The organism is Desulfitibacter sp. BRH_c19 (assembly GCA_001515945.1).
Lineage (GTDB): Bacteria > Bacillota > DSM-16504 > Desulfitibacterales > Desulfitibacteraceae > Desulfitibacter.
Genome location: LOER01000036.1, coordinates 1 through 20,972, shown reverse-complemented (window position 1 = coordinate 20,972; position 20,972 = coordinate 1). Strand labels below are relative to the sequence as shown.

19 protein-coding genes are annotated in these 20,972 nt (G+C 37.5%); 3 read left to right on the top strand and 16 right to left on the bottom strand.

The annotated features are described in order from the left end of the window. Positions 1–94: 94 nt before the first annotated feature. Both APF76_00350 and APF76_00345 read right to left on the bottom strand, forming a co-directional pair. Positions 95–805 carry a 6-O-methylguanine DNA methyltransferase gene (locus tag APF76_00350; protein KUO49732.1) on the bottom strand — a complete coding sequence of 237 codons (711 nt, stop codon included), beginning with the start codon at positions 803–805 and terminating at the stop codon, positions 95–97. 171 nt (positions 806–976) lie between these two features. Next, positions 977–2,725, bottom strand: coding sequence for a hypothetical protein (locus tag APF76_00345; GenBank protein ID KUO49731.1), 1,749 nt, complete (start codon positions 2,723–2,725; stop codon positions 977–979). A 258-nt stretch (positions 2,726–2,983) separates the two neighbouring features. Here APF76_00345 and APF76_00340 point away from each other — a divergent pair, with 258 nt between their 5' ends. From APF76_00340 to APF76_00330, 3 genes are read left to right on the top strand one after another with little or no spacing between them, the layout of a single operon-like run. Next, entirely contained in the window at positions 2,984–4,111 is a 1,128-nt protein-coding gene (locus tag APF76_00340; GenBank protein KUO49730.1) for a hypothetical protein, read from the top strand. 18 nt (positions 4,112–4,129) lie between these two features. Beyond that, positions 4,130–4,789: an ABC transporter gene (locus tag APF76_00335; GenBank protein KUO49729.1), complete on the top strand. Its 660-nt coding sequence runs from the start codon at positions 4,130–4,132 to the stop codon at positions 4,787–4,789. 16 nt (positions 4,790–4,805) lie between these two features. After that, positions 4,806–5,693 carry a hypothetical protein gene (locus APF76_00330; protein ID KUO49728.1) on the top strand — a complete coding sequence of 296 codons (888 nt, stop codon included), beginning with the start codon at positions 4,806–4,808 and terminating at the stop codon, positions 5,691–5,693. Positions 5,694–5,727: 34 nt separating this feature from the next. On the opposite strand, the gene APF76_00325 is transcribed toward APF76_00330, so the two are convergent. The 14 genes from APF76_00325 to APF76_00260 all read right to left on the bottom strand — a co-directional run bounded on the left by APF76_00325 (position 5,728) and on the right by APF76_00260 (position 20,972). Then, positions 5,728–6,753 (bottom strand): PTS sugar transporter subunit IID, encoded by a 1,026-nt coding sequence (locus APF76_00325; GenBank protein ID KUO49727.1) that lies wholly within the window; start codon positions 6,751–6,753, stop codon positions 5,728–5,730. 312 nt (positions 6,754–7,065) lie between these two features. Next, a complete protein-coding gene (locus APF76_00320; protein KUO49726.1) occupies positions 7,066–7,938 on the bottom strand; it encodes a carboxyvinyl-carboxyphosphonate phosphorylmutase in 873 nt (290 codons plus the stop codon). After that, positions 7,928–9,391 (bottom strand): glutamate mutase, encoded by a 1,464-nt coding sequence (locus tag APF76_00315; protein KUO49725.1) that lies wholly within the window; start codon positions 9,389–9,391, stop codon positions 7,928–7,930. The genes APF76_00320 and APF76_00315 overlap by 11 nt, the downstream gene beginning before the upstream one ends. A 15-nt stretch (positions 9,392–9,406) precedes the next feature. Continuing rightward, a complete protein-coding gene (locus tag APF76_00310; GenBank protein KUO49724.1) occupies positions 9,407–10,552 on the bottom strand; it encodes a 3-methylitaconate isomerase in 1,146 nt (381 codons plus the stop codon). Next, positions 10,552–12,399 (bottom strand): 2-methyleneglutarate mutase, encoded by a 1,848-nt coding sequence (locus tag APF76_00305; GenBank protein ID KUO49723.1) that lies wholly within the window; start codon positions 12,397–12,399, stop codon positions 10,552–10,554. Before APF76_00305 ends, APF76_00310 begins: the two co-directional genes overlap by 1 nt. A 15-nt stretch (positions 12,400–12,414) precedes the next feature. Beyond that, positions 12,415–12,921: a 3-isopropylmalate dehydratase gene (locus APF76_00300; protein ID KUO49722.1), complete on the bottom strand. Its 507-nt coding sequence runs from the start codon at positions 12,919–12,921 to the stop codon at positions 12,415–12,417. Further along, positions 12,922–14,130, bottom strand: a complete 1,209-nt coding sequence (locus APF76_00295; protein KUO49721.1) for a 3-isopropylmalate dehydratase — start codon at positions 14,128–14,130, stop codon at positions 12,922–12,924. 1 nt (position 14,131) lies between these two features. Continuing rightward, positions 14,132–15,559 carry a serine dehydratase gene (locus APF76_00290; GenBank protein KUO49879.1) on the bottom strand — a complete coding sequence of 476 codons (1,428 nt, stop codon included), beginning with the start codon at positions 15,557–15,559 and terminating at the stop codon, positions 14,132–14,134. Positions 15,560–15,586: 27 nt separating this feature from the next. Further along, entirely contained in the window at positions 15,587–16,477 is an 891-nt protein-coding gene (locus APF76_00285; protein KUO49720.1) for a tRNA methyltransferase, read from the bottom strand. A gap of 21 nt (positions 16,478–16,498) precedes the next feature. Continuing rightward, positions 16,499–17,485, bottom strand: a complete 987-nt coding sequence (locus APF76_00280) for a nicotinate dehydrogenase medium molybdopterin subunit (protein KUO49719.1) — start codon at positions 17,483–17,485, stop codon at positions 16,499–16,501. Next, complete coding sequence (locus tag APF76_00275) at positions 17,482–18,753, bottom strand: nicotinate dehydrogenase large molybdopterin subunit (protein ID KUO49718.1); 1,272 nt, start codon at positions 18,751–18,753, stop codon at positions 17,482–17,484. Before APF76_00275 ends, APF76_00280 begins: the two co-directional genes overlap by 4 nt. A 35-nt stretch (positions 18,754–18,788) precedes the next feature. Next, positions 18,789–19,262 (bottom strand): (2Fe-2S)-binding protein, encoded by a 474-nt coding sequence (locus tag APF76_00270; GenBank protein KUO49717.1) that lies wholly within the window; start codon positions 19,260–19,262, stop codon positions 18,789–18,791. A gap of 24 nt (positions 19,263–19,286) precedes the next feature. Next, the gene (locus APF76_00265) at positions 19,287–20,135 is read right to left on the bottom strand and encodes a hypothetical protein (protein ID KUO49878.1); all 849 of its coding nucleotides are present in this window, start codon (positions 20,133–20,135) and stop codon (positions 19,287–19,289) included. 315 nt (positions 20,136–20,450) lie between these two features. Continuing rightward, on the bottom strand, positions 20,451–20,972 hold the full coding sequence (locus APF76_00260) for a hypothetical protein (protein ID KUO49716.1): 522 nt from the start codon (positions 20,970–20,972) through the stop codon (positions 20,451–20,453).

The following is a 20,972-nucleotide window of genomic DNA, read 5'->3' as shown; positions in this document are numbered from 1 at the left end:
TACCCTATTTTATTCGAGAAGGATCCAGAATATGCTAAGTTGGCCATAAACCTATCCAAGAAGGTTTATGAGTTCAAACTTTAAACCGGACCTACTAAGCTTTTTTCCTAATTGCAACAAAGTATAGTTTTCTAGGAAGATCACCTTCTTCAAAGTCTTCTATTTCAACTATTTCATAGCCTTCTGATAAATCTTTAATTTTAGCTTTGTCAAAAAAATGAACTATGAAATCTCCTGCTTGATACATACTCTCGCCTCTATGAGCCCCCACTTTGTAATGCTTATCAGTAGTGTTTCTCACAGTATATATGTTAAAAGCATTAGGTTTTAATACTCTCTGAATCTCATTTGATAAAAATTTCAGCTCTTCAGTACTCAAGGCCATACAATACAACATATGTGAATAACATGCATCAAAAGTGTTGTCATCAAACGGCAAAGGCTTTCTGATATCATAACGCAAAGTGTTAACATTACTTGATAAATTGAACTGTCTTGCTCTATTATCTATAGTATCAAGGGCTTTAGTACTATAATCTAGTGCATCTACCCTTAAACCATTTTTAATAAAAAAGATGGTATCCCTTCCCTGTCCAGCTCCTAATTCAAGTACAGACTCACACTTTTCTCTTTTAAAGATTTCTAAAGCTTTTCTAGCACAGTAACTTTCTTTACTACCAAACATGCCTTCAGTACATTTAAAGGCTTCTTCCCATTGGTTCTCTTGACTATCCAATGCATTTCTTTCTCCCCCGGCATCTTCTTTGTTGGTATAGGTTTTCTCATCTACTAAACTAGTAGAGATCTCTTTACTTCCTCATTTATAATTTGTCGTATTTTTGTCGTCCATAGTGAACCTCCTTAAATTTATGGCCAAATATATCAAAACACTTACTTTACCTTCAACTGTGGTATGTCCTCTCACAGATAAGAGTAATCTGCTTTTTGCTAATAGCTACAAACACTATATATAACTCTAAGCTGTCTCTATTTCTTTTGTAGTAAGTAGTTTTTTATCATAAGCTTTAACAATATCACTTCTGGTAATAATACCTAACAGTTTTTTAGGGTTATCACCAGCAACTACAGGCAAATGTCCAATTTCATGCAATCCAAGTTTTTTAAAGACATCGTCAAGTGTCTCATCGGGGTTAGTAACAATAAGCTTGCGGTTCATTAGACTTAGTACAGGCATTTCCATAATTCCTTTTACAGGTGCTTCTCTAATATCATGCAGTGCAATAATTCCGGTTAATTCTCCTGCTAAATTCATCACAGGAAATCCATTATGCTTGCTATTATGCATCTTCTTAATCACATCGCCAACCTTATCAGTATCCTGAACAACTTCAACAGGACTGGACATTACTTCCTTGACTCGAATTCTCTTCATAATATTGATATCTTTCCCTAAGTGGAGATTAACGCCTCGACGTGATAATTTTTTGGTATAAATAGAATCCTTACTCAAGTAAGAGAAAATCAAGGTGCTAAATACAACAGCTATCATTAACGGGAGAATAATTCGGTAATCCCGAGTCATTTCAAATATGATTAGAATAGCTGTAATGGGTGCCTGAGTTGCTCCGGCTACAACAGCTCCCATACCAACAATGGCATAAGCACCAGAGTCTATTGATATTCCGGGAAACACCTGTTGTACTATCAGACCAAAAGCACCTCCCAAAGTAGCTCCAATAAATAAAGACGGAGCAAAAACTCCTCCGGAAAAACCTGAGCCGAGAGTTAAAGATGTAGCTATAATTTTAACAAACACCAGGGCAATTAAGGTTATCAGCAATATTTCCCCGCGAAAAACAGCTTCTATTGTTTCATATCCAACCCCAAGGATCTGAGGAAACTTAAGTCCAATCATTCCAATCACAATTCCCCCGAAAACAGGTTTTGACCATTCAGGAAGTATTTTTACTTCATCAATGATATCCTCAGTTTTATATAAAACTTTAACAAATAATACTGCAGAAATTGCCGCCAAAACACCTAACAAAGAATATAGAATTAATTCAAGTGGGTGATTCAAAGAATATGCGTGTACAAAAAAAGCAGGAACATCGCCCATGAACATTTGTGCAATAACCGAGGCAGTTACCGAAGAAATAACAATAGGGATAAATGTAGCCGAGGCAAATCTACCTAGTATTACTTCCTGGGCAAAAAGAACACCGGCAATTGGTGCATTAAAGGTGGCTGAGATGCCAGCAGCTGCACCGCATGCCACACAGGTTTTAATCTTTTCTTCATTTAACTTAAAACGCTGGCCCATAACTGAACCAATCCCTGAACCCATTTGAACAATGGGTCCTTCCCGTCCCACGGAAGCACCTGCACCAATGGATGATGCAGAGGCAATTGCTTTTACAAAAATCACTCTCATCCTCATTCGGCCGCCTTTTAAAGCAACAGCCTCCATAACTTCAGGTACTCCATGACCTTTAGCCTCGCGGGCAAAAAAATAAACTAATGGTCCCACGATAATTCCAGCTAAACTTGGGACAACCACTAGCCACCAGTTACCAGGCAGAAAACCGAATAAGCTCCTGCTTGCTCCATGAAACCCCTGATTAGCCCAACCAATCATCATCTGAAAAAAAACTGCAAATAATCCCCCTGCAGTACCAATTACTACAGCGATAATTATTAAAAATTTACTAAAATCAATATCTAGGTTAAATAATCCTCTTGAATTTTCTTTAATAGTTTTCATCCCCTAACTTTATACACAACATCTTACTATAGTTGATAAATCTAATCAATACTTTCGTAATGGATAGTGATTACTCTTATCTTCTTCCTATAATTCATTACTATTAATACTTTATGGTTTCAGAACCATATGTTTATCCAAATTGGGAAACTCCACCTGAATAAAGAATCCTGTTTATATACAATAAAGCAATAAAGGAATCTTGAAGTAAAAATAGAATTTACATCAGATAGTCATAGTTGATAAAGGAGCCAAAATATGCTTATCAAACTTAATTATTCTAAACCTTTATTGATACTAATTTTAGTTGCATCTTTTATAATGCTTCTTACACCACCACATTTTGCCCAACAATCTGGACCCATAATGGAGATGGAACAAGATTATGATTTGCTTGTTAACGAAGAAACGGAAGTTATTGAAAAAATATTTAACCTACTTATAGAAATGGAAAATGTAAAAGAAGAGCAGAAAATTCTAGCACATGAAATCTCATTTATAAACTCTAAAATAGAGCATTTAAATAGCAATATTGAGGCGCAACGGATTAATTATGAAAATACCAGTAATAGATTAAAACAAGTCTTTCGAAGCTATCAAAGACTGGGTGCATCTTCTTATTTAGAGATCATCTTACAAGCGGATAGTCTAAAAGACTTTCTAAGAAGACTAAATACTATAAAAGACATAGGTAGAAACACATATGACCTCTTAAATACTTTAGAGGAAAGCAAGAGTGAATTAGAGTTAGAAATAAACACTTATCAAGAAATGCTTTTAGAATTAGAAAATGCAGAAGAACAACTAGAGGACTCACTACGAAAAACTTCATATCTTAAAGCAGAAATGGAGAACTACCTCATCACTCTTGAAGATGAACGAGAACAGCATCTAAACCAATTAAATGAAATGCAGATAGCTTGGGTTGAAGCTAAACCATTTTTCTTAGAGAGCTTAAAAGAACTTTCGATGGCTATTAACAGAGGGGAGATACCTATAGATGCGCTTAAAACAACCATTACCTTAAGGGGCATCAAAGGCACTCTTTCTCAGGAGACATTTAATGAGATCATACTCCAACAGCCAGGACTGTCAAATATTAATTTTAAGTTTTTACCAAAAGTAGCCGTACTGGAATTAACTGATAAAAATCTTGTACTAGAAGGTACCCTTAGTATTATTAATAAATCCAGTATACTTTTTACTGTCCTTGGAGGAACATTTTATGAATTTCCTCTAGACAATAATTCTCTAAAGGACCTATTTCAGGATACTCAGCTTATAATGGACTTTCAACCTCTGCTAGGTAGAAATGTACTACAGTCTATAGAAATAAAGGATGGGCAAATTGAACTTATGATTATTCCAAACTTTTCATCTAATTAAAGTGAGGAGGCACTTAGAATGATTAATGCTCAGGCAGTTTATCTTGAATACCCTGATGGCACGTTGGCATTAAAAGACATATCCTTACAAATTGATCCTGGTCAGCTTATCTACATTTTGGGTCCTAGTGGTTCAGGTAAAACCAGTTTACTAAAGCTTCTAATGGGCATTGAATATCCATCAAAGGGAACTCTCGAAGTACTTCATCAGCCTATGAATAGGGCAGAGGGTAATAATATCAGATCATTGCGAAGATTAGTGGGCCCCATATTTCAGGATTTTAAACTGATAAATGGTAGAGACTCTCTGGAAAATGTAATGATTGGTATGCGATTTTTAGGTTTATCTCCAGCCAAAATGGAAATTGAAGCAAAAAATGCGCTAGTAAGAGTTGGTCTTGAACATAAAACTTTTTCACTTGTTGATAATCTATCTTGGGGAGAACGTCAACGGGTTGCCATTGCTCGAGCAGTTGCTAGACGTCCTAGATTGATACTTGCCGATGAACCTACAGGAAATCTAGATCATGACAATGCATTAAATATTCTTGATCTTTTATCATCCTTCAAAAATGATTATACATCTGTTATTATTAGTACCCACGCAAGCCACTTACTTGATAATAAAAATTATAAGTGTCTTGAGCTTAGTAAAGGAAGCATTGTCAAAACAACATAAAGGGGTGTTAATAAGATTGAAAAATATTTTTTACAATTGGGGCTATTTTCTAAAAGAAGTTAAAACATCCATAAGGCTCAACTTAATAGCAAACTTATTCTCATCTATTTGTATTGGATTAATCTTTTTCATTTTATCAATAGTCGTTTCTGGATGGTGGATAAGTGGTAATGTAGTAGAAGCTATCCAAAAAGAAGCTGAAATTAGTGTATATTTTCAGGAAAGCTTAAGTGACCCTGAAGTTATGCAATTATCTGAAAGAATCAACCAGGTTGTAGGTGTTAGAGAGGCTCAAATAGTTAATGAGCAGGAAGCCCATGACAGAATGGTCAAAATACTAGGAAATGAAGCACATGTCCTTGAAGTATTTGATGATAGTCCATTTACGTCTTTTATTGAGGTCAATATACAATTGGATAAAGCTCAAGTAGTTCTAGAAGAATTAAATCTTATAACAGGTATTGAGCATATTAGAGATAATCAAGAAGTTTTGTCCCAATTACAGCGAATTGTTCAGGTTTTAAGTCTGGTTGGGTACCTTGGCATAATTGCTGTAAGCCTTTCTACACTAATAATAACATCCCACATTATACGATTAGGTATTTACGCTAGACGAGAAGAGATTAATACTTTGAGACTATTAGGGGCCCCTGAAACCTTTATTGCGTTTCCATTTTTATTGGAAGGTTTCATTTTATCCGTTATCGGAGGACTTATGGCAGTAGTCTTGAATATATGGACCATCCATTTCATTTATAGTCGCATTTCCGGTGCATTAACTTTTATTCCATTATTGCCTGCTGAAAGCTTAGTTTTAGGTCTAAGTGTTCTGATATTAAGTTTAAGTATGTTTTTTGGAGTTATCGGAAGTTCTATGGGATTCTTTTCAGCAAAAAAAGTATAGCAGCAAATAAACCTTCCACGAAGAATCTTTAGTACTAATTATCTAATTTCATATCTCCAGACTTGATCCATCCTTTTTTACGCATAAGCTCCGAAATCGCTAAGGTTAAAACAATCGGTAAAACAAAATGTAATAGTCCAATTTTAAAAAGTACCACCGAACTAAATCCCATGGCATCCAGAGTCCCAAATTGACCCACAAGTCCACTAGTCCCCATTCCAGCTCCAGCAGCAACATTTTCCATACGGAAAAGTGTGGTAGCCAAAGGACCAATAATCGCACCAGCTATAGTGGGCGGTATCCAAATCAATGGATTTTTTACAATATTAGGGATCTGTAGCATTGAGGTTCCTAGCCCTTGAGAAACTATACCACCCCATCCATTCTCACGAAAACTAGCAACAGCAAAACCAACCATCTGAGCTGCACATCCGACTGTAGCAGCTCCTGCAGCTATTCCCCCCAAATCTAGCATAATAGCTAAAGCAGCACTAGAAATAGGCAACGTAAGTGCCATACCCATCAATACAGATACAAAGACACCCATAGGGATAGGCTGTAATTCAGTTGCTTTCATAATAAGAACGCCTAGAGAAGTCATAAATTGACCAATTACAGGTCCAACAAGTGATCCTGTTGCAACACCGGCTATAATTGTCACTATTGGAGTAACGATAATGTCCACCTTTGTTTCTTTGGAAACAAGCTTTCCAAATTCAGCACCAATAACTGCAGCGACAAAACTACCTGCTGGGCCACCTAATTGATAACCAGCCATACCGGTAACGGTAGAAGCAAACAATACTAGTGGGGGAGCTTTTAAACCAAAGGCAACCGCAACACCTATGGCTGGACCAGCCATAGCCATGGCACCTACACCATAGTCAACCAAAAACCCAAGACCCGTTCTTTCACCTAAAACTTTAAGGATTAATCCAACAATCAATGAAGCAAATAATCCCAGTGCCATAGCACCTAATGCTTCAACACCATAACGTTTTAATGAGAACTCAATGTTTTTCCTCTTAAGAAAACTGACCTTTTTTACATCTTTAGACATATGTACCCTCCCATTTTCTTTTCTATTTTCAATAGTAATCCCCCGATTTCGAGTCTCACAATTATCATGCCTCTCTTAGCTTTGTCTTACATTATCTTTTTTAGGTTAAGTTCTACCTCTCCCTTTTAGGCACCTGCTTCCGTAGCATTATTTAGAATATTCAGTATATTCTACTTAAGCTGGCCCCCTAGTCCAGTAAATTAAAAAGAGAACTCAAAAAAAGCCACCCCCATAGTTTTCTAAACTAAAAAAGGGTAGCTTTCTTTATTTCAAATTTCATCAATCAACTCTTACCTAAGTTAACCCACTACTCTATGCTTTTTTTATAGAATATTCCATTTCAATTTTTCTAATTGTATTCAATCCTATTAAAGAATTGAAATCTTCAAAGGAAATCATATTGTCTATTAAATGTTCAGTAGTGCCCTTTTCTTTTAATTCTCTCATAAGATTAAGTACAGCAGCAGCCGTAATATAGGTCGAGGCAGTAGGATAAATAACTAAGTCGTAGCCTACTTGCTCCAACTCATCATTTTTCAAGAGGGGTGTTCGACCACCTTCTACCATGTTAGCTAATACAGGAACATTAAAGCTTCCTGCAATGGTTTTCATTTCATCAACAGATTCCGGGGATTCTATAAATAAAACATCTGCTCCTGCTTTCTCATATAGCTTTCCACGCTCAATTGCCTCATCAATTCCATGGATGGTTCTAGCGTCAGTACGCGCTATTATCACAAAATCATCATCATTTCTAGCTTCTACAGCTGCTTTTATTTTTTCAGCCATTTCATCTGCAGGAACAACCTGCCTACCTATCATATGACCACATTTTTTGGGGGCAACCTGATCCTCTAACTGTATGGCCGCTGCACCAGCTTTTTCGTACTCTCGAACAGTACGTATTACATTGATTACATTTCCAAATCCAGTATCACCATCGCATATTACAGGTATATCTACTGCACTTGACAAATCACTAACCCTTGACACCATTTCTGTCATAGTTAAAAGTCCAACATCTGGCTGCCCCAAATGACTGGCAGATTGACCATAACCAGTCATGTATACAGCATCAAATCCAACATATTCAATTATTTTTGCCGAAAGTGCATCATGTGCACCTGGCGCCACCAAGATTTTATTATTATTAAGTAGTTGTCTAAGTTTTTTTCTAGGATTCATTTTTAAGTTCTCCTCTCTGTTGTGTAAAGTATTCTTTGGCAAAATCTAGAATTTGATCTGGATAAACCTCTCCGATTGCACCTATGGCATAGGTTAGATATAATTTGTCAATTATAATTTCAGGGGTTATTGGCAATAACGAAAACCCCCTATTTTCTGTAGCTTTACTTACAATTCTACCTACCCTTTCTATAGATGAGTGGGTAAAAATTCCACCAACACAAATTATTTTTTTTACCCTTCTTAGATCTCTACCCACAGGCGTACCAGGTGCAATCCCCATTATTGGATCATAACTCTGGGAAAAATAACCCGCATGTCGTTTTAAGGCTATTTCAACAGCTGTTATAGCCAATGCCTCATCAAACATTTCTTCCTCTGTACTATTACTAATATAATCAGGATTCTTTTCAAGATATAAAGCATAATTTCTTAACTTTTCTTCATAATTCTGACCCTTTATACCAACCTTTTTCAAAATAGCCTCAGCGCTTGCAGCTTCAATAATACCAGTAGCACTTATTCTTAATCCAAGATTCCCCTCAACAGTTCTATATGATACTTGTTTCTCATTTGTTATAATAAGACCCCGTTCCTCATTAGGAATATCATCTAATGAAGGCAAAATTGAATGTATATCAGTAGTTGCTCCTCCAATATCCACAATTATTAGGTCACCTATTCCTTCTACCTTGTAAGTCCCATTTGCTAATAACTCTGCTCCTAATAATACTGCACCGGGAGTGGGTATTACTTTTTTATTCGATAGTGTATCCGTCATTCTACTTAAGCCCTTAGCCTTTGTTATTTGCCTAATAAACTGATCATGTATAGCCTCTCTTGCAGGCTTCACCTTGAGTTGATGAATTGTTGGCATCACATTGGCAACACGGATACTTTTTATGCCATATTCATCTAATAATGTTTCAACCCTAGGCTGAATATTTGCATTGCCTGCAATTATTACTACAGTATTTATTTTGCTTTGAGATATAATGTTGGCGTTTTGAATAACAGATTCTTCATCGCCGCCATCAGTACCCCCAGCCAAAAGAATTATGTCCGGGTTAATTTCACGAAGAACCTCCACCTTATAATCAGGTGCATCCTCGAAAGAAATAATCTCCAAAACTCTTGCTCCTGCATTCATTGCTACTTCCTTAGCCGCCTTAGCAGTAACCCTGGGCATATAGCCCATGGCTACCATTCTCAATCCCCCTGCAGCACTACTAGTAGCAAATTCCTCAAAAATATCGGTGCAAATATCATCTAAGCTATCAAACAAGTTATACTTCGCATTCTGCAGTCCTATGACTATGTCATCTATAGTAGTAGGCGCTTGAGACCGGCCAACATAGGTTATTTTGTTTTCTGTCCATTTAAATGCAGTTAATTTGGTGTATGTGCTACCTACATCATATACCAAAATAGTTTTTTCACATTTGTCTATCATTTTTTAACTCCAGTTCTATACCATATTTTCAGGCACATATACATAGCCATCCATAATGCGTCTAGCCGTACGACCAAAGGCAGCTCTTCTCAAATTCACCTTATCCATGTCCGCTTCCGTTTCTACTTCAATGTCAATAACTCCAGATGGATGACCTATCCGTACTATTGAACTAATGCTTTTTGAAACCTCATTTACAATGGTTCCTGGAATTTTTGCAGCTGCACCTGTACATGTAGTTCCTGTACCCGCATAAGTTTTATGCACAACTTGCATAAACATAAGTCTTGAAACAAAATCTACTTCTTCTGCCTTTATTTCATTACTTGTTGCAAAAGCTTGATATTTTTGGGGAGGAGCAACAAAAGCAACCATAGGAAATGCAGGTGATTCTTCACTAGCCTCTTTTTCTGTCTGAGCTACTCCCATCATTACTGCAGACTTTGCTCGGATACTCTCCAAAATGTCTAAAATTCTCTTGTCACCATCTATTTGAGCAGGAGTTTCAATTCCAGTAAGTCCTAAATCAATTGCTCGAACAAATACCATCGGGTTAGCAACGTCTACTAATGATACTTCTATTTCACCCAAACCATCGACATCCATAGTATCTATAGGATTACCTGTTGGGAGCATTTTCCCCGTAGCTGAACCAGTTGTGCCAGCAAAATCAAGCATTATCTTAGCTCCTGTTCCAGGAACACCATCTATTTTGTAGTCACCAGTTACCATTGCTTTGCCATCCTTTACTGGAACTTCAGCAACGAGAATTTTTTGTGTATTTGTATTATAAATTCTAACTTTAGTAATTGGTTCAACTGCTTTTACTAATCCTTCATCAATTGCAAAGGGTCCAACCCCAGATGAAATATTTCCGCAGTTACCTGAATAATCTATAAGGGGTTTGTTTATGCTTACTTGCCCAAATGTATAGTCTATATCTGCATCTGGATGACTAGCTGAACTAATTATGGCAAGCTTACTTGCTAACGGTTCTGCTCCAGCTAATCCATCAATTTGTCGAATGTCAGGACTTCCAAAAATCCTTAAGATAAGTTGATTCCTCTTTTCTTTGTCTGCCGGCAAATCATTCTCATGTATAAATATTCCTTTACTAGTTCCAGCACGTAAAACAGCACATTTTATTCTAATTTGCTCCATTATTCCATCTCCCCCAATTTCCTAGCCACCCATTTTATCACATCATCTGGTTTTGTTTCAGGACCAAAAAAAGCGTCAACTCCTAGAAAATCAGTACCATCCTTACGAATCATTTCTTCATACATTGAATGTTCTTCTTCCTTTTCAGCAATTCTTCCTCCGGAAATCACTATTGTTTCATCAGCCAAGCCGAGTTCTGATAGGCGCTGTCTCACTCTTGGGAATAAATCTATACCTAGACCCAACAGATTACTAATACCAATAACCTTTACTTTTGCTTCAGCAGCTACCTCAGCCACAGTTTCAGGTAAGTTCATGCCCCTTAGAAAAATCACTTCATATCCTGAAGTTTCAAATGCTTCTTTTATTGTATTGATCCCTACAACATGGGCATCAGCTCCTACTGTTGCCAGCAAAACCTTTTCTTTCTGAGTAATCTTATGACCCTCATTTACCTTAACCTTTTCTGTAGTGAATGAAACTTTTTCTTTGTCCACCTTATTTGGACCGTACCCTGGAACATATCTCCGCGCACCATCGCTACATCGATGTGTTCTAACTTCTCTTTTTAAATCCCAACCGCCAGCTCTAGGGCAATCAAGAACTCCCTCTTTTCCTGCATTTACGATAAGGTCAATTAATTGATTAGCTTCATATTTATTCCAAAAACCCTCTATAATATCCCCAGGTGTTAGCTCAGTAGAAATCTGAAGTGTTGTAGTAAGAATGGCCATTGCTTCAGTTATAATCTCATTTTTTCTATACTCAATTGCAGAATCATTGATTTCTATATTTGCTACACTTTCAAAGAGATTTTGGCTCCCTAGGATAGCCTTAGCCATGGAACCACCCGTAGGTATTCCAACAGATTCAGCTGCCTTAGGTCTATAAAAATTAGCACCACCCAGTTTTGCACTTATTGCCATTCTAGCAAAATGGGCCTGCTCGGCTATTAAATCTTGGGGTGGATTCTGGAATGTTTCCGGAACAACAATCAAGTACTTACTCCACATACATTCCCTAAATGCCCTCATTACTGCTAAGTCCGCTAAAAGATTAACTCCTCCCACATTCATCTGTATGCTTCCTAGCTCTTTTGGCAAACCTGCTAGAACTGCTAACCCTTCTGACAGAATACACATTGCTAAAGCCATACCGTCAGTACCTTCAATATTATTTAAATGCTTGTGGGAATCTATTTGCACAAATATATTATTTTCACCACATATCTCTAAAGCTTTATAGCCATTTAAAACCTTTGTTCTATAGTCATGGATGCCTCTTCCTCCAAAGTGAACATGAATAACAGGACCGATATCTGTACCGTCAAAACCTGCTATAAGTGCATTAATTATTGAAAGATGGGGAGTATCACCTGTTGCATTTATTCTAACAGGGTGTACTGCTCCACCTCCAAGTTTCACAAATTCCCGTTCTCCCATGGGGGTTATGCCGCCTTTTCCCCTGGACTGTATAATTAATTCTTCACCATCTAACGGATCTATATGGCGTGTAGCTTCTGCATGAACAAAATGAAACATTGTTATCCCTAAATTCTCTGCCATCTTATACATACTATTAGCTTCTTCTATAGTTTCTTCTGCAGTATTACGCCCTAAAATTGGATTTAATACTGGAATTTTTGTTTCAGCAGCCTTCTCACCTAACTGTGCTATTCTATGGCCGCCCCTTTCCACTCCATTAATAATCCTTGGATAAGGAGCAGGTAGTCCTGTAACAGATCCATCACTTTGAACCTGCGGCATTTCTACGCCAAATACTTTTGCATATGCTTGTACGCGCTCGTAGTCCTCTTTAATAATTCGTATGGTTTTTTCTTGTGTCATTTTTCCTGCCTCCTATTAGACAATACCAAATTGTTTTCTAACTTTATTTATGAGACCACCAGCATCTAATGTTTCAAGAGAACTCTCTGAAAGCTTTTCCCCATAAACAACAGCTCCATCTCTAGTTACTTCTACTTTAGCTTCCTTTAGATCCACATTTATTATATCTTCCTCTTGAACATCTAAAAGTAGATTGCAAAGCATTACAGGTAAACCAATATTGATGGAGTTTCTTCGAAAAATTCTTGCAAACGACTTGGCTATAACTAAAGCAACTCCAGCTTCTTTGAGAGCTACAGGTGCTTGTTCTCTACTTGATCCGCTACCAAAATTCTCCCCAGCCACTATAATATCCCCCGGCCTAACCAACTGCGCAAAATTTCCTTGCTTGCTACCAGCCATAACATAGTTTTTCAGTTTCTCCCTAGGAACAGCCATTGCATACCCTGGTAAGATTTGATCAGTATCTACATTATCTCCGAATAGCCAAACTCTTCCGCTAAAATTGAACTTCGATGACATCTACGCTATACCTCCTAGTGCTTTAACTGTTCCAGGAAGCACTATTTTGCCAGCAACTGCACTTTCCGCTGCAGTTCTTGGTGAAGCAAGATATATGTTTGCTTCCTTGTGACCCATTCTACCTGGAAAGTTTCTATTTGTTGTTGAAACAACAACATCTTCCTTAGCTGCTAACCCCATATGAGCACCGAAACATGGTCCACAGCCAGGATTTGTAATGATAGCACCTGCATCCATCATAATTTTTGTTATCCCTTCCTCATTCATAGCTGAAGCTATGGTATTTGACGCAGGAACAACTATTAAAGTAACATTCTCATGCACCTTGTTTCCTTCAAGTATCCCAGCTGCTATTCTCATATCAACTAAACGACCATTTGTACAACTACCTATAACTACTTGATTTATCTCTACTCCTAGAGTTTCCTCTACCCTTTTCACATTGCCTGGTGAATGAGGACAAGAAATTGAAGGAGAAATTTCTTCTATATTAAATACAAATGTTTCGTTAACCTCTTCTGCCCCTTTTTCTTCTGAGAAATAGCTAATCATAGTGCCCATCTCGATTCCCATATTGGAGATAGTCATCTTATCCTCTAAGGACATTTTTTCTACTGCAGATCCTGTATAAATGACTGCCTTATCCGTAAAACCAGCAGTTCCAAATTTGCCTATTAAATGCAGGATAATGTCTTTGGCATATACACCTGGTTTCATTTCTCCATCTAATCGTAATTCGTAAGTTTCGGGAACTTCAATATCTATGGTTCCTGTAGCCATACTTGCAGCTAACTCTGTTGCTCCAACACCAAAGGCTAATACACCGTAGGCACCTGCCGTGCAGGTGTGAGAGTCAGCCCCTACAATTATAGATCCTCTATCTAGTCTATGTTTTTCAGCAACGACCTGATGGATAACTCCTTCAGATTTATCATAAAGAACAACACCAAATTCTTTTTGAAATTTTTTTAAAATATTATGAAATGCCCTTGCTTCTGGCGAAGCGGCTGGCATGATATGGTCAAGAACAAAAACAACCTTCCCCGGATCAAAAACATTTTTAATTCCTATTTCTCGAAATTGTTCTACTGCCATTGGTCCGGTAACATCGTGAGTAATAACAAGATTTACATTTACTGTAATATCCTCTCCTACCGCCACTTGATCCTTTCCAGCAGCCTTAGCCAAATACTTTTCGATCTCATTCATCTTAAGCCTCACCTCTTTCATCTTCCACAACAACTATTCCAAGCTCTAGTGCCACTTTTCTTGCTTGTTCTAAGGAAGGTGAGGCATTCCTTAGAACAAGCCTTCCACCACCACGATTGAGAGCGTCTACCATAGATGAAACATCATCCGTTTCAATTGTAACCCTTTGTACTTGAGCTTCATCCACGGCAATAATTTCTACCTCAATTTCCTGGGATAATACTTTACCCATTACATCATGATACATATCCCCATCACCAGTATGAGAACCATAAACCGCACCCATCAAAATACCTGGCACATTAATACCCCTTCTAGCAAATAACTCAGGATACAATTCAATTTTTACTTTTTTGATATTTCCTTTGGTTAGGTAGTGGGCAATTCTTCCAGTATTGGTTGGAGATCCCACCGCTTGGCTACTTCCACCTACTACTGCTTGGCCAAATGGACTTATGATAGAATTAGAAGCTTTAGCAAGTTTTTTAACACTAGCATTAGCTGCCTTTATGGTATTATGAATAGCTTCTTGCTCACTCTTTTTAATTTCATTAGCAATATAACTTTCAACTTCGTTATTAGTTTTAAAGAAAGCTCTCATATATTGATTTACCACAGGAACTACATGTTTAGCAGATACAGGATGCACCGCTGCCGCCATCGCTACCATAACATCCACAGGAACGTTAATTGGAAGTGAAGTATGCATAGTTAGTTTTGCCGCTAAATTTCCATTTAAAATAGCTCCAGAAATATGAGCTGCACATAAACCAGCCACCATAACCCGAGTAGTACAAGGATTGGCAATAGTTGGAGATAACGATAAGACTATAGCCTTATCCATGGCCTCTGGTGTTCCTCCCAACAATTCTACAAAAGCTGCTGCGGTAGCTGCTGATCCAGCTCCGAAACCTTCCATATTGCATCCAGTTGTTACTTTGCCTTCTCTAAAAATTGTACCAACCTTAAGCATAACTGCGGCAGATTTTACAGCCTTTTCTCGCCCATAAAACTCCTTAATTGCTTTAAATAGTCCAGTATATGGGCAAGAATCCCCTGTTCCTGCACAAGGTGTTAGTCCAACAGAATGGTTGCCAACTTGAGCTGCTAAAGTATAAACAAGTGCTTTATTAATAAATTCATCATCAATAATCTTATTTGCAAAATTATTTTCTGCTAGTTCTTTCGCTGTTTGACCCATCAAAAAACTTTTACCGTGACTCATACCAACATCAATAGCTTGTAAGTTATGATTAAAGGCTGCTTCAACCGCGTTTAAAACCTCATCGTATTCTAATTCCTTTTCAAACATTGCCTCAGCAATGACTACATCGCTAACTGAACGCCCTAAATCTTTTGCAATTTCTATTGTTTCACCAACTGTTAAAGCACCTAGTGAGTACCCATTAGATACTGCAAACTTCGTTATTTCCTTCAATTCCAGTCCTCCTTCTATCTAACCTTTTCTGACCTCTACATCAGTTAGTTTTTCCAAATATTGAATTACAGCAGAAATATCCTTTTTACCCATTCCGCCTGCACGAGAGTTTTCATATATCTGTTGTGCTAGGTTAGTTAAAAACATAGGCACGCCTAGGTCTTTACCAGTTTGTATGGCTAAATCTAGATCTTTATACTGCAAATCAATGGCAAAACCAGGTTCAAAATTACCCTCTAATATAAATTTTGGAACCTTTGCCTCTAAGGCATAGCTAGATCCAGAACTAGAACTGATAATTTCGTATAAAACTTCAGGTTTTATACCTGCCTTAGTTCCTAAAACTAAGGCTTCAGCAAGTGCTGCCATATTAATACCTAGTAAAAGATTATTGACTATTTTAACTGCATCACCACTACCTACTGGACCAACATGGTATATTTTTTTGCCTAGTTTCTCAAAAAGGGGCATAAGCTCCTGTACTTCTTTTTCAGGTCCACCAACCATTATTGTTAGTGCACCTTTTTCAGCACCTGTTACGCCTCCACTTACTGGGGCATCTATATATATTAAACCTTTTTGCTCAGCTATCTCAGCAATTTTTTTTGTTTGACCCGGAGCAACACTACTCATATCAATTATTTTGGTTCCTGGTTTAACAGTAGAAAAAACACCATCATTACCATTCATACAAGAATTAACGATATCATAGTTAGGAAGCATAGTAATTACAACATCTGCACCTTTTGCTGTTTCTCCCGGCGTGTCTGCACTTTTAGCACCTAGGTGAACCATTTCTTCAACAGTGGCTTTGTACACATCGTTTACAGTAACATGGTAGCCTGCAGTTAGTAAGTTTTTTGCCATAGGTTTTCCCATGGCACCTATACCGATAAAAGCTATTTTCATTTATATATCCTCCTGGTTATCTTAATCCTCTTTTTGGTTTAAAGCTTCTAGCACTTTTTCAGGTGTTATAGGCAGACTTGTAATCCTAACTCCTATAGCATCATAAACGGCATTTGCAATAGCAGCTGCAGTAGGAATTAGAGCAGGCTCCCCAACTCCCTTTGCCCCAAATGGGCCAGTAATTTCAGTTTCTTCAACAATCACAGAGTATATCTCAGGCATATCTAACATAGTAGGAATTAAATATTGGGACATATTTGGGTTTTTAATCTTACCATTATTAATTTCAACCTCTTCTAATAATGCATAGCCAATTCCCATTGCACAGCCACCTTCAATTTGACCAATGACGTTTATAGGATTAATAGCCCTACCAACATCATGTGCTGCAGCTATTTTTAAGACTTCCACTTTACCAGTTTCAGTATCCACTTCTACCTCAGCAACTTGTGTTGCAAAAGCATATGTTGCATAAGGTTCTCCTTGCCCAGTTTCTAAATCTAGCGAAGTAGTCTCTGGGTTAAACCATCCACGTCCAAAAGTTAACTGACCTTTAGCTCGACAAGCTAAAACAGCTTTTGTAAAGGATACGGTATGATCTGGATCTGTTATTAGAAAATAATTACCATCATTAATCGCCATTTCGTCTATAGAGCAATCCAATTGTTTAGCTGCTTCTTCAAGAACATGCTTCTTTGCATCTATTGCTGCTAGACGTGCCGCATTACCGGAAATGTAGGTTTGACGGCTTGCTGAAGTAGCTCCTCCATCTGGTGTTACACCTGTGTCTGCTGAAACTATTCGAATATAGTCCATGGGAACGCCTAGTTCTTCTGCAACTATCTGACACAATATTGTGGAAGAACCCTGCCCTATATCTGCACAACCGGCTTGCAGTATTACTGAGCCATCATCTAATATATCAACATAGGCACCCGCCGGATTTGGCATTGCTGTATTACCTATCCCATACCACATGCAGCCAACTCCTATTCCCTTTTTTTTCATCTTTGAGGTCCCTCCTTATTCAAAAATGCAAGGCCTTTACCTTTTGCTTGGTTAAGGGTTTCTACAAAACCAACACTAGATAACAGTTGCTGACCAGTAGCTGTATATGAACCCTCTCTTAATGCATTTTTTAAACGGATTTCAAAAGGAGACATTCCTAGTTTTTCTGATAATATATCCATTTGGCATTCATGTGCAAAAGCAACTTGAGGAACTCCAAACCCCCTCATTGCTCCTGCAATAGGATTGTTAGTATATACACAATAGGAGTCAATACTTACATTAGGCACTTCGTATGGTCCTGTAGCATGTACCATTGCTCTTCCCATTGTTGCTGAACCGTATGAAGCGTAGGCACCTGTGTCACAAATGATTTTTGCCTTTATAGCTAGTAATGAACCATCTTTGTCTGCTCCCGTAGTATAAGAAATAACAAATGGATGTCTCTTTGCAGAAGCTATAAATGATTCTTCTCTGTCATAAACCATTTTTACTGGTCTCTTGGTCTTAAGAGTAAGAAGCGCTAAGTGGCATTGAACAGATATATCAAGTTTCCCACCAAAACCACCGCCAGTGGTTGTCTGGATAATACGAATTTTGTTTAAGGGGAGTCCTAGGTTAAGTGCAACGTCTTTTCTATCATAATGGGGATTTTGTGTTGCTACTTTAACTACAATTGTGTCTCCATCCATGTAAGCAATACCAGCTTCAGGTTCAATATAACAGTGTTCAATGCTTTGAGTTTTGTACTCATTTGTTATGACTATAGCACTATTTTTTAATGCTTCATCAATATTGCCTTTTCTAATTTTCTTGTATAATAAAATATTATTATCATGAACCTTTGGCGCATTTTCCTCCATTGCTTCGACGGATGAAAATACTGCTGGTAGTTCTTCATAATCTACTTCTATCAACTTTAGGGCTTTTTCAGCAATTTCCTCTGTTACAGCTGCCACCACAGCTACTGCATCACCAAAGTGCCTAACTTTATCGTCTGCTAATACTGGTTGATCTTTAAATATAATTCCATACCCATTCTTACCTGGGACATCTTTAGAAGTTAAAACAGCAACAACGCCAGGTAGTTTTTCTGCCTTTTTTGTATTAATTCCTTTTATATTTGCATGAGCATAAGCACTTCTTAACACTTTTGCACATAACATGTCCTGCATTCTTAAATCTGCTGCGAATATACTTTTACCTAATACTTTATCTACTGCATCCACTCTGGTAACAGAGTGTCCAACTACATTGCCTTTTTTCATAAGTGTCTCACCTCACTAATCGCATTTGTGGTTTGCTATGATGACATTTTGTGAGCAGCATCCTCAACAGCTTCCGCAATTTTCGCATACCCAGTACAACGACAAACATTTCCTGATAAAGATAAAGCAATCTCTTCTTTAGTTGGCTTTGGATTTTTATCTAACAAAGCTTTTGCTGCCAAGACCATTCCAGGAATACAGTAGCCACATTGGACTGCTCCTTTATCAATAAATGATTGCTGAATTGGATGAATTTCATGACCGTTAGCCACACCTTCAATAGTTATAATTTCAGTACCATTTACCTGAGCAGCAAGAAGCAAACAAGAATTAACAATCTCACCATCTACTATCACCGTACATGCTCCACACTCACCTTCACCACAGCCTTCTTTAGTCCCTGTGAGTTCTAAAACATCTCTTAATAGATTCAAAAGTCTTAGATTTGTAGCTATATTTAATTCGACACTTTTCCCATTAACTGTTGCTTTAAAAGTAAAAGAACTCATCTTAAAACCTCCTTTTGCAAACTTTTACACATGCAATATATCCTCTAAAGCTTGACGTACAACACCCTTAATTGCCTGACGCTTATAAGGCGCGGAAGCTCTATTTCCTAATTTTTCTGCTACTGCTAACGATGCTACTTCCAGAACACTATCTGAGATGACTTCATCCAAGCTTCTTCCCACTAATGCTTGTTCAATTAGATGACTGCGGAAAGGGTTAGGTGCAACGGCTCCCAAAGCTACTCGTGCCTCTGTAATAAAATTGTTATTTGTAACAATTCCAACTGCACCGCTTATTCTTGATATAGCCAATGCATTTCTTCTTCCTAGTTTTGCAAAGCCTGATCTTAGGCCTGGTATTTTCTTAAATGAAACTTCAAGTATAAGTTCATCACTAGCTAAGCTAATATTATTAATACCTTTTAAGACATCTTCTATCCTTTCCCATCTCTGTCCATACTTGCTGGCTATTAAAACTTCTGCGTCCATTGCCACCAAAGCCGGAACCGAATCTGCAGCCGGGGATGCATTGGCAATATTTCCAACAATAGTTCCCTGATTACGTATTTGAGGTGATCCAACCAAGGAAGCAGCTTTAGCTAGAGCCTTATAATTATCTAAAATAATTTTAGACATTTGGATTTGATTAAATGTTACCATACTGCCAAAGCTAACCTTATCTTCATCTTCTTCGATACTTCTTAGTTGGTCAATGCCCCGAATATCTACTATATTTACAGGTTCTGGTGCTTTGTGTAAATGTAGTATTAAATCCGTTCCCCCAGCTAAAACCTTTGTAGGTTGCTTGCTGTTGGATAAAAGCTCATATATTTCCTCAATTGTTTGTGGCCTAAAATAACTACCTACATTAATCAATATCTACACCACCAATCAGACTAAAATATTATTTAATATTGTTCTTAGCTATTATTATCTACTTTCTTAATTATATATTTGCAAATTCCATGCCAAAAAGGCTATTAGGAAGCTAGCATCCTCTATTCTAAACTTATTCTATTGAAGCGAAGTGTTATTGCAGAGTTGAAATAGCTGCTCATTTCAACTCTGCAATAACATTTCATTTATGAAATGCCTTTTCCTAGCTTAGTTATGGTTTTTAAATAGCTGCGCCAAGGTTTAAATAAAACCTTGGCCACAACTGGATTATATTCTCTTATTACAAGTTCACTAGTTAACGTAGAACTTGTTTTCGCCAGCCTTCAAAGCCCCGTAAAACTCATCAAGAACCTTTTCTTCAGTTTTCTTGGTAACAAGACTTATAACAATCATCAAAACTGCTGATACTAACATACCGACAGCTCCGTACCATTTCCAGCCAATATTCCACTGGAAGTATGACAATAATACCGTAATTGTTCCTGCAAGAGCGGCTACTATAGCACCGTGAGCTGTAGCTCCTCTCCAGTATAAGGCCGCAACAAGTATTGGAAATAGCGGCATTACTATGGCTATGGCAAACATTATTAATGTCCATATTAGCTCAGGTGGATTAAGTGCTAGTATCATACTTGCTACTCCAATGAACACTATAACTATACGAGCTACTAGCATTTTTCCCTTTTCAGACATGTTTACCTTTAATAATTCTCCTAAGAAATCTTGTGAAATAATAGATCCAGATACTAATAAGAACGCATTAGCTGTTGATAATCCTACTGCTACTGCTCCTAAAAAGAAACCTATCATCAA

Bases quoted from the DNA above. Each gene is read 5' to 3' on its own strand.
- APF76_00310 (KUO49724.1), bottom strand. From the start codon at position 10,552: ATGGAGCAAATTAGAATAAAATGTGCTGTTTTACGTGCTGGAACTAGT.
- APF76_00335 (KUO49729.1), top strand. From the start codon at position 4,130: ATGATTAATGCTCAGGCAGTTTATCTTGAATACCCTGATGGCACGTTG.
- APF76_00280 (KUO49719.1), bottom strand. From the start codon at position 17,485: ATGAAAAAAAAGGGAATAGGAGTTGGCTGCATGTGGTATGGGATAGGT.
- APF76_00325 (KUO49727.1), bottom strand. From the start codon at position 6,753: ATGTCTAAAGATGTAAAAAAGGTCAGTTTTCTTAAGAGGAAAAACATT.
- APF76_00300 (KUO49722.1), bottom strand. From the start codon at position 12,921: ATGTCATCGAAGTTCAATTTTAGCGGAAGAGTTTGGCTATTCGGAGAT.
- APF76_00315 (KUO49725.1), bottom strand. From the start codon at position 9,391: ATGATAGACAAATGTGAAAAAACTATTTTGGTATATGATGTAGGTAGC.
- APF76_00320 (KUO49726.1), bottom strand. From the start codon at position 7,938: ATGAATCCTAGAAAAAAACTTAGACAACTACTTAATAATAATAAAATC.
- APF76_00295 (KUO49721.1), bottom strand. From the start codon at position 14,130: ATGAATGAGATCGAAAAGTATTTGGCTAAGGCTGCTGGAAAGGATCAA.
- APF76_00305 (KUO49723.1), bottom strand. From the start codon at position 12,399: ATGACACAAGAAAAAACCATACGAATTATTAAAGAGGACTACGAGCGC.
- APF76_00340 (KUO49730.1), top strand. From the start codon at position 2,984: ATGCTTATCAAACTTAATTATTCTAAACCTTTATTGATACTAATTTTA.
- APF76_00275 (KUO49718.1), bottom strand. From the start codon at position 18,753: ATGAAAAAAGGCAATGTAGTTGGACACTCTGTTACCAGAGTGGATGCA.
- APF76_00270 (KUO49717.1), bottom strand. From the start codon at position 19,262: ATGAGTTCTTTTACTTTTAAAGCAACAGTTAATGGGAAAAGTGTCGAA.
- APF76_00345 (KUO49731.1), bottom strand. From the start codon at position 2,725: ATGAAAACTATTAAAGAAAATTCAAGAGGATTATTTAACCTAGATATT.
- APF76_00285 (KUO49720.1), bottom strand. From the start codon at position 16,477: ATGAAAATAGCTTTTATCGGTATAGGTGCCATGGGAAAACCTATGGCA.